Raw genomic sequence first — 13,415 nt, 5'->3', positions numbered from 1 at the left:
GCGAATGCCGAAGCGCTGCCGCGCGAAGGTGCCCGGGTGACCGCCAAGAGCGTTCTCGGCGAGGTCCGCCAGGTTCAGCTGGCGGTTGAACTCATCGGGCTCGGTGCCCGCCTGCAATTCCTGGAAGCGGAGGTCGGACTGAGCCGCGAGCGGCTCATCCGCCTCTACAAGGAACTCAAGGGCGTTTCGCCGCCAAAGGGCCTGCTGCCGTTTTCTACCGACTGGTACATGACCTGGCTGGCCAACATCCATTCGTCGATGTTCTACAACCTGTACCGGTTCATGCTGCTCGAGGCCAACGAGACCGGCTTGCAGGCACTGATCAAGGCCTATCGCCTCTACACGGAGCAGATCGGGGCCCATGGCGGCGAAATCGTGCTCGACTTCACGCGGGCCTACACGATGGTCCGGTTCTTCGACAGCGACATGCTGCAACTGAGCACGTGCAGCCGCTGCGGCGGCCATTTCGTTGCCCATGCGCATGACCACAAGCACGGCTACGTGTGCGTGCTGTGCCGCCCGCCGTCCCGGGCCGGCAAGGCGCGCGCCCCGAAACGCGACGACGAAACCGTCCAGGCGCCGCGGGTCTCGCCGCCTCCCGCTCTGGGCGTGCATACCGCGCTGAGCGCCAACGGAGCCCATTGAAACCGGCAATTTCTTTCAACTCTTCGATCTTGATTTGATGCCTGCGGGCAAAAGGGGACGCGCGTGCTGGTGCTGGTTGGATATCTGGTAGTGATTGGGGCCGTTTTCGGCGGCTACGCCCTGATGGGTGGGCATTTCGGCGTCCTGTTCCAGCCCGTCGAACTGCTGATGATCGGCGGCTCCGCGCTGGGCGCCTTCATCGCGGGCAACAACGGCAAGACGATCAAGGCGACGATGAAGGAACTGCCGCTGCTGCTGCGTTCCTCCAAGCACAACCGCCAGCTCTACATGGACCTGCTGGCGCTGCTGTACGAGCTGCTCGCCAAGGCGCGCAAGGACGGCATGATGAAGCTCGAGTCCGATGTCGAGAACCCGGCGCAGAGCGAGATCTTCGGGCGCTACCCGGCGCTGATGGCCGACAGCGAGTTGATGGAGTTCCTCTGCGACTACCTGCGCCTGGTGATCAGCGGCAACACCGACCCTTTCGAGATCGAGGCCCTGATGGACCACGAGATCGAGACCATCCGCCACGAGGCCGAGGTGCCCCAGCACAGCCTGGCCGGTGTCGCCGACGCGCTGCCCGCACTGGGCATCGTGGCCGCGGTGATGGGCGTGGTCCACGCGCTGGCCTCCGCCAACCTGCCGCCCGACGTGATGGGCGCCCTGATCGCGCACGCGCTGGTCGGCACCTTCCTCGGCGTGCTGCTGGCCTACGGCTTCGTGGCGCCGCTGGCCTCGCTGATCGGCCAGAAGGTCGAAGAGGCGATGAAGGTCTACCAGTGCGCCAAGGTCACGCTGCTGGCCAGCCTGAACGGCTACGCGCCCCAGCTCGCGGTCGAGTTCGGCCGCAAGGTGCTGTTCTCGACCGAACGTCCTTCCTTCACCGAACTGGATGACCATGTTCGGGAAGTCAAGGCACGCTGAGTTCCCGGGGCAGCGACCATGAGCGCAGAGAAGCACCGCGTCGTCATCAAGCGGGTGGCGGCCCATGGGGGCGGCCACCACGGCGGCGCCTGGAAGATCGCCTATGCCGACTTCATGACCGCGATGATGGCCTTCTTCCTGGTCATGTGGCTGTTGTCGATCTCGACGCCGAAGCAACGCGCGGGCATCGCCGAGCACTTCCGGATGCCGCTCAAGATGGCGCTCTCCGGCGGCGAGAAGAGCAGCCTGAGCAGCAGCGTGATCCCGGGCGGCGGCGCCGACGTCATGCAGGCCGAAGGCGAGGTCAAAAAGGCCGACCCGAGCGAGGAAGAGCTGGACGCGCAAAGGCTCGCCGACATGAAGCAGAAGCTCGACACGCTGATCGAGAACAGCCCGGTCTTCAAGCAGTTCCGTTCGCAGATCCTGATCGACATCACGACCGAGGGCTTGCGGCTGCAGCTGGTCGACAGCGAGAACCGGCCGATGTTCGACCTCGCCAGCGCGCGCGTGGTGCCGCACATGCGGGCCATCCTGCGCGAACTCGGGCCGAAGCTCAACGAGCTGCCGAACAAGATGACGCTGTCGGGCCACACCGACGCCATCGTCTACACCAACGGCGACAAGGCCTACGGCAACTGGGAACTCTCGGCCGACCGGGCCAATGCCTCGCGGCGCGAACTGGTGATCGGCGGCATGGCCGAGTCCAAGGTGCTGCGCGTGGTCGGCCTCTCCGACAGCATGCACCTGGACAACGCCGATCCGCGCAACCCGATCAATCGGCGCATCAGCATCATCCTGCTGAACCGCCAGACCCAGGACCGCATCGAGCGCGAGAACAGCGGCGACGGCTCGGCGATGCGCGCCAGCGCGCTGAAGGCTCGCGCATCGGGTAGCAGCAGCGAGATGAAGCCGACCTCATTCAAACCCGCGGCCCCGACGCAGTAACCAACGACAGACCCAGCGCCGGCGTTCTGCGCCGGCATCGGAACACACAGATGGACCTCAGCCAGTTTTCCCAAGCCTTCTTTGTCGAAGCGATCGAGCTTCTCGCACAGATGGAGCAGCTGCTCCTCGAAATCGACGTCGCGTCGCCGGACAGCGAGCAGCTCAACGCGATCTTCCGTGCGGCGCATTCGATCAAGGGCGGAGCCGCCACCTTCGGCTTCACCGCGCTGACGGAGACGACGCACGTACTGGAGACCCTTTTGGACCGGGCACGCCATGGCCAGTTGCGACTGAGCGGTCCGATGATCGATGCCTTTTTGGAAACGAAGGACGCYTTGCAAGAACAACTCACTGCCTACCAGGCGGGCAAAGAGCCTGAAGCCGAACGCGTCGCGCAGATCTGCGCCGTGCTGCAGCAGCTGGCGCGCGAGAGCGGCGAGGGCGCAGCGTCGCCGGCACCCGCTGCGGCGCCGGTCGCGGCCGCCGCACCTGCACCCGCGCCTGCCGCCGCATCCTCGCCCTCCGGCGCACTGCGCATTCGCTTCGCCCGCCTGTCGGACAGCGAATGCGAACTGCTCGTCGGCGAACTCGGCAATCTCGGCAACGTCGCCTCGCGCACCCGCAGCAACGACCAGCTCACCGTGATGCTGGAGACCACCTGCGAACCGGAGGACATCATCGCCGTCTGCTGCTTCGTGATCGACGAGTCGCAGATCGACATCTCGCGCGAAGCGGCCGACGCCGCCGTGGCGCCACCGTCGGCTGCGCCCGTCGCCGCGCCGGCGCCGGCCGCCGAGGCCAGTGCCAAGCCGAACTCGGCGGCGCCGGCGGCCGCGGCCCAGCCTGCAGCCGCCGCTAAGGAATCGAGCTCGATCCGCGTCGACGTCGAGAAGGTCGACCAATTGATCAACCTCGTGGGCGAGCTGGTCATCACGCAGTCGATGCTGACCCAGGCCGCCACGATGCTCGACCCGGTCATCTACGAGCGCTTCCTGAGCGGCCTGGGCCACCTGGAGCGCAACGCGCGCGACATGCAGGAGTCGGTGATGTCGATCCGCATGATGCCCATGGACTACGTTTTCAGCCGCTTCCCGCGCGTGATCCGCGACGTCAGCGCCAAGCTCGGCAAGCAGGTCCGGCTGGACACCTTCGGCAAGGAGACCGAGCTCGACAAGGGACTGATCGAGCGGATCATCGACCCGCTCACGCACCTGGTGCGCAACAGCCTCGACCACGGCATCGAGACGCCCGACATCCGGCTCGCGAAAGGCAAGGAAGCCACCGGCCAGCTCCTGCTGTCGGCGCAGCACCATGGCGGCAACATCGTGATCGAGGTCAGCGACGACGGCGCCGGCCTGAACCGCGAGAAGATCCTGGCCAAGGCCCTGCAGCAGGACCTGCCGGTGAGCGAGACGATGCCGGACGAGGAAGTCTGGCAACTGATCTTCGCGCCGGGCTTCTCGACCGCCGACCAGGTCACCGACATCTCGGGCCGCGGCGTCGGCATGGACGTGGTCAAGCGCAACATCCAGGAGATGGGCGGCCACGTCGAGATCCAGTCGCGCGGCGGGCGCGGCACCACCACTCGGATCGTGCTGCCGCTGACCCTGGCGATCCTCAACGGCATGTCGGTCAAGGTCGGCAGCGAGGCCTACATCCTGCCGCTGAGCTACGTGATCGAGTCGCTTCAGCCGCTTGCGGAGCACCTGCATTCGATCACCAGCGAAGGCCATGTCATCAAGGTCCGCGGCGAATACCTGCCGCTGATCGAACTGCATCGCGTGTTCGACGTTTCCGGTGCGCAGGTGAACCCGACCCAGGGCATCCTGGTCATCGTGCAGGCCGACGATGCGCGCTTCGCGCTGCTGGTGGACGAGCTCCTGGGACAGCACCAGGTGGTGGTGAAGAACCTCGAGACCAACTACCGCAAGGTGCCCGGCATCTCGGCGGCGACGATCCTGGGCGACGGCAGCGTGGCGTTCATCATCGACGTCGCCGCCATGCCGCGCATCCAGCGCGCGCAGGCCGCGAGCAGCGCCGTGCTGGCGGGCGCGGCCCGGCCGGCGACGACCGCCGCCTGAGCCCGCCCATGCAATGCCCGGACATCCTGTAGTCAGGAACGCTTGATCCAAGCTTCAGACGGAGACATTTGCAATGCGCTTTGATTTCTTTCGACGCCCCGATGCGGGTTCCGCGGCCAGCGCCGCCAACGACGGCAGGCGAGCCGACGCCAGCGATGCCGGCGAGCCGGAGGAGGGGCTTTCGGCGTCGCAGGAAGCCTGCGGCTATGTGCGCTATGCCCTTCAGCTCGACGCCCAGCAACGCGTCAGGGGCTATCGCATGGCCTGGCTCGCAACGCCCGGCGCCGAGCCGGTGCCCGACGCGTCGAGCCAGTTCGACGCGCTGCTCGACAACATCTGCAGGCACCTGAATCCGCCGCGCACCGGCTGGCGGCTCGGTCGCCTGGTGCTGTTCCTCGACGTCACGGTCGATGCGCTGTTCCAGCCGGCGCTGCAGTCGCTGCCGCCGGAGAACGTGGTGCTGTGCATGGGCATGTCCGATCTCAGCGACGCCGATACGCGTTCGATGCTGCTCTTCCTGCGCGAGCAGGGTTTCGGCTTCATGCTGAAGGGCGCCGACGCGCTGCCGGCCGATCCCGAGCTGCGGGAGATCATCACCCATCTCGACATCGGCGACGGCGACGCGCAGCGCGTGTTGCGCGTGCGCGGGCGTCAGGAACCGGGTCTTGCGCCGCTGCAACTGGTGGCGACCCGCGTCGACAGCTGGCAGCAGGCCGCGGCCTGTGCCGATCTTCGCGTGGACCTGTTCGTCGATGGCGCGCTCAGGAATCCGCCGGTGCGAGAGGGCGCCGATGCGCTGCAGCCCGAGTCGGTGCTGATCGTGCGCCTGATGCACATGATCCAGCGCAACGAGAACGTGCGCAGCATCGAATCGGCGCTCAAGCGCGATGCCGCGCTGACCTACCGGCTGTTGCGTCACATCAACTCGCCCGCCATCGGCGCCGGCGTCGAGATCCACTCGCTGCGCCACGCGGTGGCGATGCTCGGCTATGCGCCCTTGTTCCGCTGGCTGTCGCTGCTGCTGGCCACGAGCAACCGGGCCAGCGCGCCGTTCATGACCAAGAAGGCGATCACGCGCGGCCGTTTCGTCGAGCTGATGGGGCAGCGGATGCTGCCGCCGGGCGAGGCCGACAACCTGTTCGTGGTCGGCATGTTCTCGCTGATCGACCAGCTGCTCGGCGTGCCGATGGAGCAGGTGCTCGCCAAGGTGCAGTTGCCGGGAGCGGTCCAGCAGGCGATCCTGCGCCGCGAAGGGGTCTATGCGCCGTTCCTGGCCCTGGCCGAGGCCTGCGAGACCGACGGCGCCGAGGCGGCGCGCTTGTCGGAAGCGCTCTTCGTGAGCGCCGGTCAGGTCAACGCGGCGCATCTCGCGGCGATGGTCTGGTCGCAGGAAGTCGACGTCCACGAAGGCGGAAGCTGAATGAGGCGCGAGCAGCAAGGTATTTGTCCCGTTGATCGAACCATTGGAGAAGAGGCTCGCTATGTACATTGAGACGCTCGCACCGAAGCCCGCCGTGAACACCGAATTCCTATTTACCGACAACGACTTCTCGAAGGTCCGCGCGCTGATCCATCGGCGCGCCGGCATCGCGCTGGGCGAGCAGAAGCGGCAGATGGTCTACAGCCGGCTGTCGCGCCGGCTGCGCGAGCTGCGGCTGCCGGAGTTCTCCTCGTACCTCGAACTGCTGGAATCTCGCCAGGACGGCGAAGAGTGGCAGTCCTTCATCAACTCGCTGACCACCAACCTGACCTCCTTCTTCCGCGAGGCCCATCACTTCCCGGTGCTGGCCGAGCACGTGCGCAAGGCGCGCGAGCCGGTCACGATCTGGTGCTCGGCGGCCTCGACCGGCGAGGAGCCGTATTCGATCGCGATCACGCTGATCGAGGCGCTCGGCGACAAGGCCAACGCGGCGCGCGTGATCTCGACCGACATCGACACTGCCGTGCTGGCCAAGGCCCAGGCGGGGGTCTTCACCGCCGAGCAGGTCGGGCGGCTGTCGCCCGAGCGGCTGCGGCGCTTCTTCAACAAGGGAACCGGATCGAATGCCGGCAAGGTGCGCATCCGGCCGGAGGTCGCGCAACTGGTGAAGTTCTCGCGCCTCAACCTGCTCGATCCCTCCTGGTCGGTCAAGGAGCCGGTGGATGCGATCTTCTGCCGCAACGTGATGATCTATTTCGACAAGCCGACCCAGAAGAAGGTGCTCGACCGCTTCGCGCCGCTGCTGAAGACCAACGGGCTGCTGTTCGCAGGCCATTCGGAGAACGCCTCGCTGGTCAACCAGACCTTCAAGCCGCTCGGCCAGACGGTGTATGAACTGGCACGGGTGAAAGGCAAGGCGGGATCCTCATGAGCGCAGGGGTGCCGGGGTCGCTGGCGAGCCATCACTATTTCGACCGCGACGTCGGCAGCATGGCGGTCAAGCTGCTGCCTTCCGAGTATTTCGTGACCACCACCGACACCGTGCTGACCACGGTGCTGGGCTCCTGCGTGTCGGCCTGCATGCTCGACACCGACAACGGCGTCGCCGGCATGAACCACTTCATGCTGCCCGATGAGGGCGATTCGGTCGACCGGGACGCCGCCGAGTCGATGCGCTACGGCGCCTACGCGATGGACGTCCTGATCCGCGAGCTGATCCGTGCCGGTGCGCGGCGCGAGCGGCTGCAGGCCAAGGTGTTCGGTGGCGCCGCGGTGCTGGCCAACATGACCACGCTCAACATCGGCGACCGCAACTCCGATTTCGTGCTGCGCTACCTGAAGGCCGAGGGCATCAGTGTGGCGGCCCAGGACCTGCGCGGCCAGCACGCGCGCCGCGTCTGCTTCATGCCCGCGAGCGGCAAGGCCGTGGTTCGCAAGCTGCGGGGACAGAACGACGTGCAGGCGATCCAGCGCGAGGAGGGCGAGTTGCTGCGCACGCTGGCCGCCCAGCGCCCGGCGTTCGGCCTGCGCAAATCCAACAGTCCAGCGGGCGCGACCCAGCTGCTGGCAAAAAGCAAAGGAAGCTGGTGAGCGCAAACAAGATCAAGGTGCTGTGCGTCGACGACTCGGCACTGATACGCAGCGTGATGACCGAAATCATCAACAGCCAGCCCGACATGACCGTCGTCGGCACGGCGGCCGATCCGCTGGTGGGGCGCGACCTCATCAAGGTCACCAATCCGGACGTGCTGACGCTGGACGTCGAGATGCCGCGCATGGACGGCCTCGAGTTCCTCGAGAAACTGATGCGGCTGCGGCCGATGCCGGTGGTCATGGTGTCCTCGCTGACCGAGCGCGGCTCGGAGATCGCGCTGCGCGCGCTGGAACTCGGCGCGATCGACTTCGTGACCAAGCCGCGACTGGGCGTGCGCGACGGCCTGCTCAACTACACCGAGCTGATCGCCTCCAAGATCCGCACCGCCGCCAGCGCGCGGCTGCTGCCGTCGAAGCATGCCGCATCGGCCCGGCCGGCAGGCGATGGTGCGCCGGAGGCGCTGCTGCGCAGCCCGCTGCTGAGCACCGAGAAGCTGATCATCATCGGCGCCTCCACCGGCGGCACCGAGGCGATCCGCGAGGTGCTGCAGCCGCTGCCGCCGGACTCGCCGGGGATCCTGATCGCGCAGCACATGCCGGCCGGCTTCACGCGCTCCTTCGCGCAGCGGCTCGACGGCCTGTGCCGCATCACCGTCAAGGAGGCCGAGCACGGCGAACGCGTGCTGCCGGGCTACGCCTACATCGCGCCGGGCGGCTTCCACCTGTCGCTGGCGCGCAGCGGCGCCAACTACGTGGCCCATCTCGACCAGGAGCCGCCGGTGAACCGGCACCGCCCCTCGATCGACGTGCTGTTCGATTCGGCGGCCAAGCACGCCGGCAAGAACGCGATCGGAATGATCCTCACGGGCATGGGCAAGGACGGCGCCGAGGGCCTGCTGCGCATGAAGCGCGCCGGCGCCCACACCCTGGCCCAGGACGAGGCGAGCTGCGTGGTCTTCGGCATGCCGAAGGAGGCCATCGCGCTCGGCGCGGCCGACGAGGTGGCGCCGCTGGGAGAAATGGCGCGCCGTGTGCTGGCGCACCTGCGCACCTTCGGTGCGCGCACGAATCGGGTTTGACAACGAACTGTTTGAGTGGAGAGAAACGTGATTGACAAGAGCATCAAGATCCTGGTCGTGGACGATTTTCCGACCATGCGCCGCATCGTGCGCAACCTGTTGAAGGAGCTCGAGTTCCTCAACGTCGACGAGGCGGAGGACGGTGCCGCCGGCATCGAGAAGCTGCGCGGCGGCAACTTCGGCTTCGTGGTGTCGGACTGGAACATGCCCAACATGGACGGCCTGACCATGCTGCAGACCATCCGCGCCGACCCCGAGCTCGGCAAGCTGCCGGTGCTGATGGTCACGGCCGAGGCCAAGAAGGAGAACATCGTCGCGGCGGCCCAGGCCGGCGCGAACGGCTATGTGGTCAAGCCCTTCACGGCGGCCACCCTCGAAGAGAAGATCACCAAGATCTTCGAGAAACTCGCGAAGGGGTGAGGCGCCATGAGCAAGAACGCGTTCGACGCCGAACAGGGGAACACCGCTGAAGAGTTGCTGGGCCGCATCGGGCAGTTGACGCGTCAGTTGCGCGAAGGCCTTCGCGAACTGGGCCTCGACAAGGAGGTCGCCAAGGCCGCGCAGGCGATTCCCGACGCCCGCGACCGGCTGGCCTACGTGGCCGCAACCACCGAGCGGGCGGCACACCGCGCGCTCAACGCCATCGATGTCGCGCAGCCGCTGCAGGAAGAGCTGGCCAGCGACGCCAAGGGCCTGAGCAAGCGCTGGGACGAATGGTTCGAGAATCCGGTCGAGCTCGACCATGCGCGCGCGCTCGTGATGGACACGCGCGGCTATCTGCAGCAGGTGCCGCAGAAAGCCAACGCGATCAACACCCAGCTCATGGAGATCCTGATGGCGCAGGACTTCCAGGACCTGACCGGGCAGGTCATCAAGAAGATGATGGAAGTGGTCAACGACATGGAGACCGAGCTGCTCCAGGTCCTGATCGACAACACGCCGCTCGAGAAGCGGCAGGAAATCGTCAACAACAGCCTGCAGAACGGTCCGCAGATCGTGGCCGGGAACCCGGATGCGTTGGCCGACCAGTCGCAGGTGGACGACCTGCTGGAGAGCCTGGGCTTCTGAGGCTCCGATTCAGCGAGAAGGAGGGCGATAGCGCTCTTGATCGGGCGATTGTTCCGGCCCTTCGAATCGAATAATCAGTCATGTGCAGGCGTTCCTCGCCTGCTGCTCCAGGAGCATGAATGGCTGAGGAAAGCGATCTCGAAAAAACGGAACCCGCCTCCGAGCGGCGCCTCGAGAAGGCGCGCGAGGAAGGCAATGTGGCCCGCTCCCGCGAGCTGACCACGCTGGTGATGCTGGGCACGGCCATCGGCGGCCTCTGGTTCACCGCCGGGTCGCTCGGCGGCACCCTGAGCGCCGCCATGCGCCGCGGCCTGCAGTTCGAGCGCGGCATCGCCTTCGAACCCTCGCAGATGCTGGCGCGCACCGGGTGGATGGCGCTGGAGGCCCTGCTCGCCATGGCGCCGCTGTTCGCGATGATGGTGCTGGCCGCCGTGGCGGCGCCCATGATGCTCGGCGGCTGGCTGCTGTCGGGCAAGGCGGTCTCTCCGAACTTCGGCAAGCTCGATCCGCTGGCCGGCATCGCCCGCATGTTCTCGACCCAGTCGCTGGCCGAGCTGTTCAAGGCGCTGGCCAAGTCGCTGCTGATCGGCGGCGTCGCCTACCTGGTGATCACGGACGAGCTCGAGGCCGTGATGGCGCTGATGGGCCAGCCCGAATCGACCGCCTTGCCCCACACCATCATGCTGGTGGCACGCAGCTGTGCGCTGATCGCGGCCGCGCTGCTGCTGGTGGCGCTGGTCGACGTGCCCTGGCAGCTGTGGACGTATTACAAGAAGCTGCGCATGTCGCGCGAGGACGTTCGCCAGGAGCACAAGGAGAGCGAGGGCGATCCGCACATCAAGGCGCAGATCCGTCGCCAGCAGCAGGCGATCGCCAAGCGCCGGATGATGGCCGAGGTGCCCAAGGCCGACATCGTGGTGACCAACCCGACGCACTTCGCGGTGGCCCTCAAGTACATCGACGGCGACATGCGTGCGCCGCGCGTGGTGGCCAAGGGCACGGACCTGGTGGCCGAGCGCATCCGCGAGATCGCGGCCGCCCACAAGGTCGCGATCCTGGAGGCGCCGCCGCTCACCCGGGCGCTCTACAAGCACACGCGCCTCGGCGACGAGATTCCCTCGGGCCTCTACACCGCCGTGGCGGAGGTGCTGGCCTGGGTCTACCAGCTCAAGCGCTGGAAGTCCGAAGGCGGCGAGGCGCCGCGCACGCCGACCGACGTCGCCGTGCCCGAAGAACTTCAATACACCGTGGCCGCATGAGCGCAGCGCGCAGCACGAAGGTACTCCTGTGAACGCGATGACCCACCTGATGCGTCTGCCGACGCAGTTCTTCTCCGGCAGCCAGTTCAAGGGACTGGCCGGCCCGATCCTCATCATCATGATCCTGAGCATGATGGTGCTGCCGCTGCCGCCCTTCCTGCTCGACCTGCTGTTCACCTTCAACATCGCGCTGTCGGTGATGGTGCTGCTGGTCAGCATGTACACCATGAAGGCGCTCGACTTCGCGGCCTTCCCGGCGGTGCTGCTGTTCTCGACCCTGCTGCGGCTGTCGCTCAACGTGGCCTCCACCCGCGTGGTGCTGATGCACGGCCACACCGGGCCCGATGCCGCGGGCAAGGTGATCGAGGCCTTCGGCCACTTCCTGGTCGGCGGCAACTTCGCGGTCGGCGTGATGGTCTTCATCATCCTGGTGCTGATCAACTTCATGGTGATCACCAAGGGTGCGGGGCGCATCGCCGAGGTCGGCGCGCGCTTCATGCTCGATGCCATGCCCGGCAAGCAGATGGCGATCGACGCCGACCTCAATGCCGGCCTGATCGGCGAGGACGTGGCCCGCAAGCGCCGCACCGAAGTCGCGCAGGAAGCCGACTTCTACGGCTCGATGGACGGTGCCAGCAAGTTCGTGCGCGGCGACGCGGTGGCGGGCCTGCTGATCATGGTCATCAACATCATCGGCGGCCTGGTGGTCGGCGTGGTGCAGCACGGGCTCGACTTCAAGACCGCGGGCACCACCTACACGCTGCTGGCCATCGGCGACGGCCTGGTGGCGCAGATCCCGGCGCTGGTGATCTCCACCGCCGCCGGCGTGATCGTCTCGCGCGTGGCGACCGACGAGGATGTCGGCCGGCAGCTCACCGGCCAGCTGTTCTCGAATCCCCAGGTGCTGTTCCTGACCGCCGGCATCGTCGGCCTGATGGGCATGATCCCGGGCATGCCGAATGTGGCCTTCCTGCTGGTCGCGGGCGGCTTGGCATGGCTCGGTCGCGGGCTGCTCAAGCGCAAGCCGCAGCAGGCGGCGGCGCAGGCCGCCGCCGCCCAGGCCTCGCTGCCGCCGGCAGCCGAGACCGCCGAAGCCAGCTGGGACGACATCGCGCTGGTCGATCCGCTCGGCATGGAGGTCGGCTACCGGCTGATCCCGCTGGTGGACCAGTCGCAGCAGGGCGAGCTGCTGGGCCGCATCAAGAGCATCCGCAAGAAGATCGCGCAGGAGATCGGCTTCCTGGTGCCGGTGGTCCACATCCGCGACAACCTCGAGATCAAGCCGAACACCTATGTCATCAGCCTGAAGGGCGTCGAGATCGGCCGCGGCGAGGCCTTCCCGAACCAGTGGATGGCGATCAATCCGGGCCAGGTCACGGGCAGCCTGCCCGGCACGCCGACGCAGGACCCGGCCTTCGGGCTGCCGGCGGTGTGGATCGACGGCAGCCTGCGCCAGCAGGCGCAGATCCACGGCTACACGGTGGTCGATGCCTGCACCGTGATGGCGACCCACCTGAACCATTTGATCCAGACCCACGCGGCGGAGCTGCTGGGCCGCCAGGAAGTGCAGCAGCTGCTCGACCAGATCGCCAAGACGGCGCCGAAGCTGACCGAGGACCTGGTGCCGAAGCTGATCTCGCTGAGCACGCTGCACAAGGTGCTGCAGAACCTGCTCGAGGAGGAAGTGCCGATCCGCGACATGCGCACCATCCTCGACGTGCTGGCCGAGCACGCGCCGTCGGTCAAGGACGCCATCGAACTCACGACGCTGGTTCGGCTGGCCCTCGGCCGCGCGATCACCCAGCAGCTGTTCCCGGGCAATACCGAGCTGCAGGTGATCGGACTCGACGGCTCGCTCGACAGCGTGCTGCAGCAGGCCATGACCAGCAGCAGCGGCATCGAGCCCGGCCTGGCCGACAACCTGCTGCGGCAGGCGCAAGCCGCGATCGTGCGGCAGGAACAGATGGGGCTGGCACCGGTGCTGGTCGTCCAGCATGGATTGCGCGTGCTGCTGTCGCGCTTCCTGCGCCGCAGCCTGCCGCAACTCAAGGTGCTCTCCCATGCGGAGATCCCTGACTCTCGCAACATCAAGATCACCGCCACTATCGGAGGAAGAGTTTGAACATGTCTACAGACGTGCGGACCACGGCCCGCAAATTCGTTGCGGCGACCAGCCGAGAAGCCTTGCGCCGGGTCCGCGAGGCCTTGGGTGCCGAGGCCATCGTGCTGAACCACCGTGCGATTCCCGAGGGCGTCGAGATCGTCGCCATGGCCGAAGGCGAGGTCACGCAGGCCGTGGCGGTCGCCAGCGGCGCGCCGCTGGTGGCGGCCAAGGCGCCGGCGCAGGGACCTGCGCCTGCGCCCACGCCGGCCGCTCCGCCGACGCCTGCGGCGCTGCCGG

At 67.0% G+C, this 13,415-nt stretch carries 12 protein-coding genes and 1 pseudogene; all 13 read left to right on the top strand.

Annotated elements, in window-relative coordinates; genetic code table 11:
* The first annotated feature begins 36 nt into the window (after positions 1–36).
* Entirely contained in the window at positions 37–645 is a 609-nt protein-coding gene (flhC, locus tag AC1D2E_RS19120; protein WP_478198877.1) for a flagellar transcriptional regulator FlhC, read from the top strand.
* 63 nt (positions 646–708) lie between these two features.
* The gene (motA, locus tag AC1D2E_RS19115) at positions 709–1,569 is read left to right on the top strand and encodes a flagellar motor stator protein MotA (protein ID WP_478198848.1); all 861 of its coding nucleotides are present in this window, start codon (positions 709–711) and stop codon (positions 1,567–1,569) included.
* 18 nt (positions 1,570–1,587) lie between these two features.
* Positions 1,588–2,514, top strand: a complete 927-nt coding sequence (motB, locus tag AC1D2E_RS19110; RefSeq protein ID WP_478198847.1) for a flagellar motor protein MotB — start codon at positions 1,588–1,590, stop codon at positions 2,512–2,514.
* A gap of 50 nt (positions 2,515–2,564) precedes the next feature.
* Positions 2,565–4,595 (top strand): chemotaxis protein CheA, encoded by a 2,031-nt coding sequence (cheA, locus tag AC1D2E_RS19105; protein ID WP_478198846.1) that lies wholly within the window; start codon positions 2,565–2,567, stop codon positions 4,593–4,595.
* A 73-nt stretch (positions 4,596–4,668) separates the two neighbouring features.
* Entirely contained in the window at positions 4,669–6,015 is a 1,347-nt protein-coding gene (locus tag AC1D2E_RS19100) for an EAL and HDOD domain-containing protein (protein ID WP_478198845.1), read from the top strand.
* 94 nt (positions 6,016–6,109) lie between these two features.
* Complete coding sequence (locus AC1D2E_RS19095; RefSeq protein ID WP_478198844.1) at positions 6,110–6,946, top strand: CheR family methyltransferase; 837 nt, start codon at positions 6,110–6,112, stop codon at positions 6,944–6,946.
* Positions 6,943–7,605 (top strand): chemoreceptor glutamine deamidase CheD, encoded by a 663-nt coding sequence (gene cheD, locus AC1D2E_RS19090; RefSeq protein ID WP_478198843.1) that lies wholly within the window; start codon positions 6,943–6,945, stop codon positions 7,603–7,605. Before AC1D2E_RS19095 ends, cheD begins: the two co-directional genes overlap by 4 nt.
* Before the next feature lie 56 nt (positions 7,606–7,661).
* Positions 7,662–8,687: a protein-glutamate methylesterase/protein-glutamine glutaminase gene (locus AC1D2E_RS19085; RefSeq protein ID WP_478198876.1), complete on the top strand. Its 1,026-nt coding sequence runs from the start codon at positions 7,662–7,664 to the stop codon at positions 8,685–8,687.
* 30 nt (positions 8,688–8,717) lie between these two features.
* Complete coding sequence (gene cheY / locus AC1D2E_RS19080; RefSeq protein WP_478177152.1) at positions 8,718–9,107, top strand: chemotaxis response regulator CheY; 390 nt, start codon at positions 8,718–8,720, stop codon at positions 9,105–9,107.
* Positions 9,108–9,113: 6 nt separating this feature from the next.
* The gene (cheZ, locus tag AC1D2E_RS19075) at positions 9,114–9,755 is read left to right on the top strand and encodes a protein phosphatase CheZ (protein ID WP_478198842.1); all 642 of its coding nucleotides are present in this window, start codon (positions 9,114–9,116) and stop codon (positions 9,753–9,755) included.
* A 119-nt stretch (positions 9,756–9,874) separates the two neighbouring features.
* The gene (flhB, locus tag AC1D2E_RS19070) at positions 9,875–11,014 is read left to right on the top strand and encodes a flagellar biosynthesis protein FlhB (RefSeq protein ID WP_478198841.1); all 1,140 of its coding nucleotides are present in this window, start codon (positions 9,875–9,877) and stop codon (positions 11,012–11,014) included.
* Between the two features lie 37 nt (positions 11,015–11,051).
* Positions 11,052–13,136 (top strand): flagellar biosynthesis protein FlhA, encoded by a 2,085-nt coding sequence (flhA, locus tag AC1D2E_RS19065; RefSeq protein WP_478198875.1) that lies wholly within the window; start codon positions 11,052–11,054, stop codon positions 13,134–13,136.
* 2 nt (positions 13,137–13,138) lie between these two features.
* Positions 13,139–13,415, top strand: a pseudogene (locus AC1D2E_RS19060) (flagellar biosynthesis protein FlhF); the annotation flags it as partial.

It is taken from the genome of Variovorax sp. P1_H2, from assembly GCF_056405295.1.
Note: the sequence above shows the minus strand (reverse complement) of the source record. Positions and strands in the feature narration are given on the sequence as shown.

Excerpts from the sequence above, each read along its gene's own strand:
- motB (WP_478198847.1), top strand. The coding sequence starts at position 1,588 with ATGAGCGCAGAGAAGCACCGCGTCGTCATCAAGCGGGTGGCGGCCCAT.
- AC1D2E_RS19100 (WP_478198845.1), top strand. The coding sequence starts at position 4,669 with ATGCGCTTTGATTTCTTTCGACGCCCCGATGCGGGTTCCGCGGCCAGC.
- cheD (WP_478198843.1), top strand. The coding sequence starts at position 6,943 with ATGAGCGCAGGGGTGCCGGGGTCGCTGGCGAGCCATCACTATTTCGAC.
- AC1D2E_RS19085 (WP_478198876.1), top strand. The coding sequence starts at position 7,662 with ATGACCGAAATCATCAACAGCCAGCCCGACATGACCGTCGTCGGCACG.
- cheZ (WP_478198842.1), top strand. The coding sequence starts at position 9,114 with ATGAGCAAGAACGCGTTCGACGCCGAACAGGGGAACACCGCTGAAGAG.
- flhB (WP_478198841.1), top strand. The coding sequence starts at position 9,875 with ATGGCTGAGGAAAGCGATCTCGAAAAAACGGAACCCGCCTCCGAGCGG.
- flhA (WP_478198875.1), top strand. The coding sequence starts at position 11,052 with ATGACCCACCTGATGCGTCTGCCGACGCAGTTCTTCTCCGGCAGCCAG.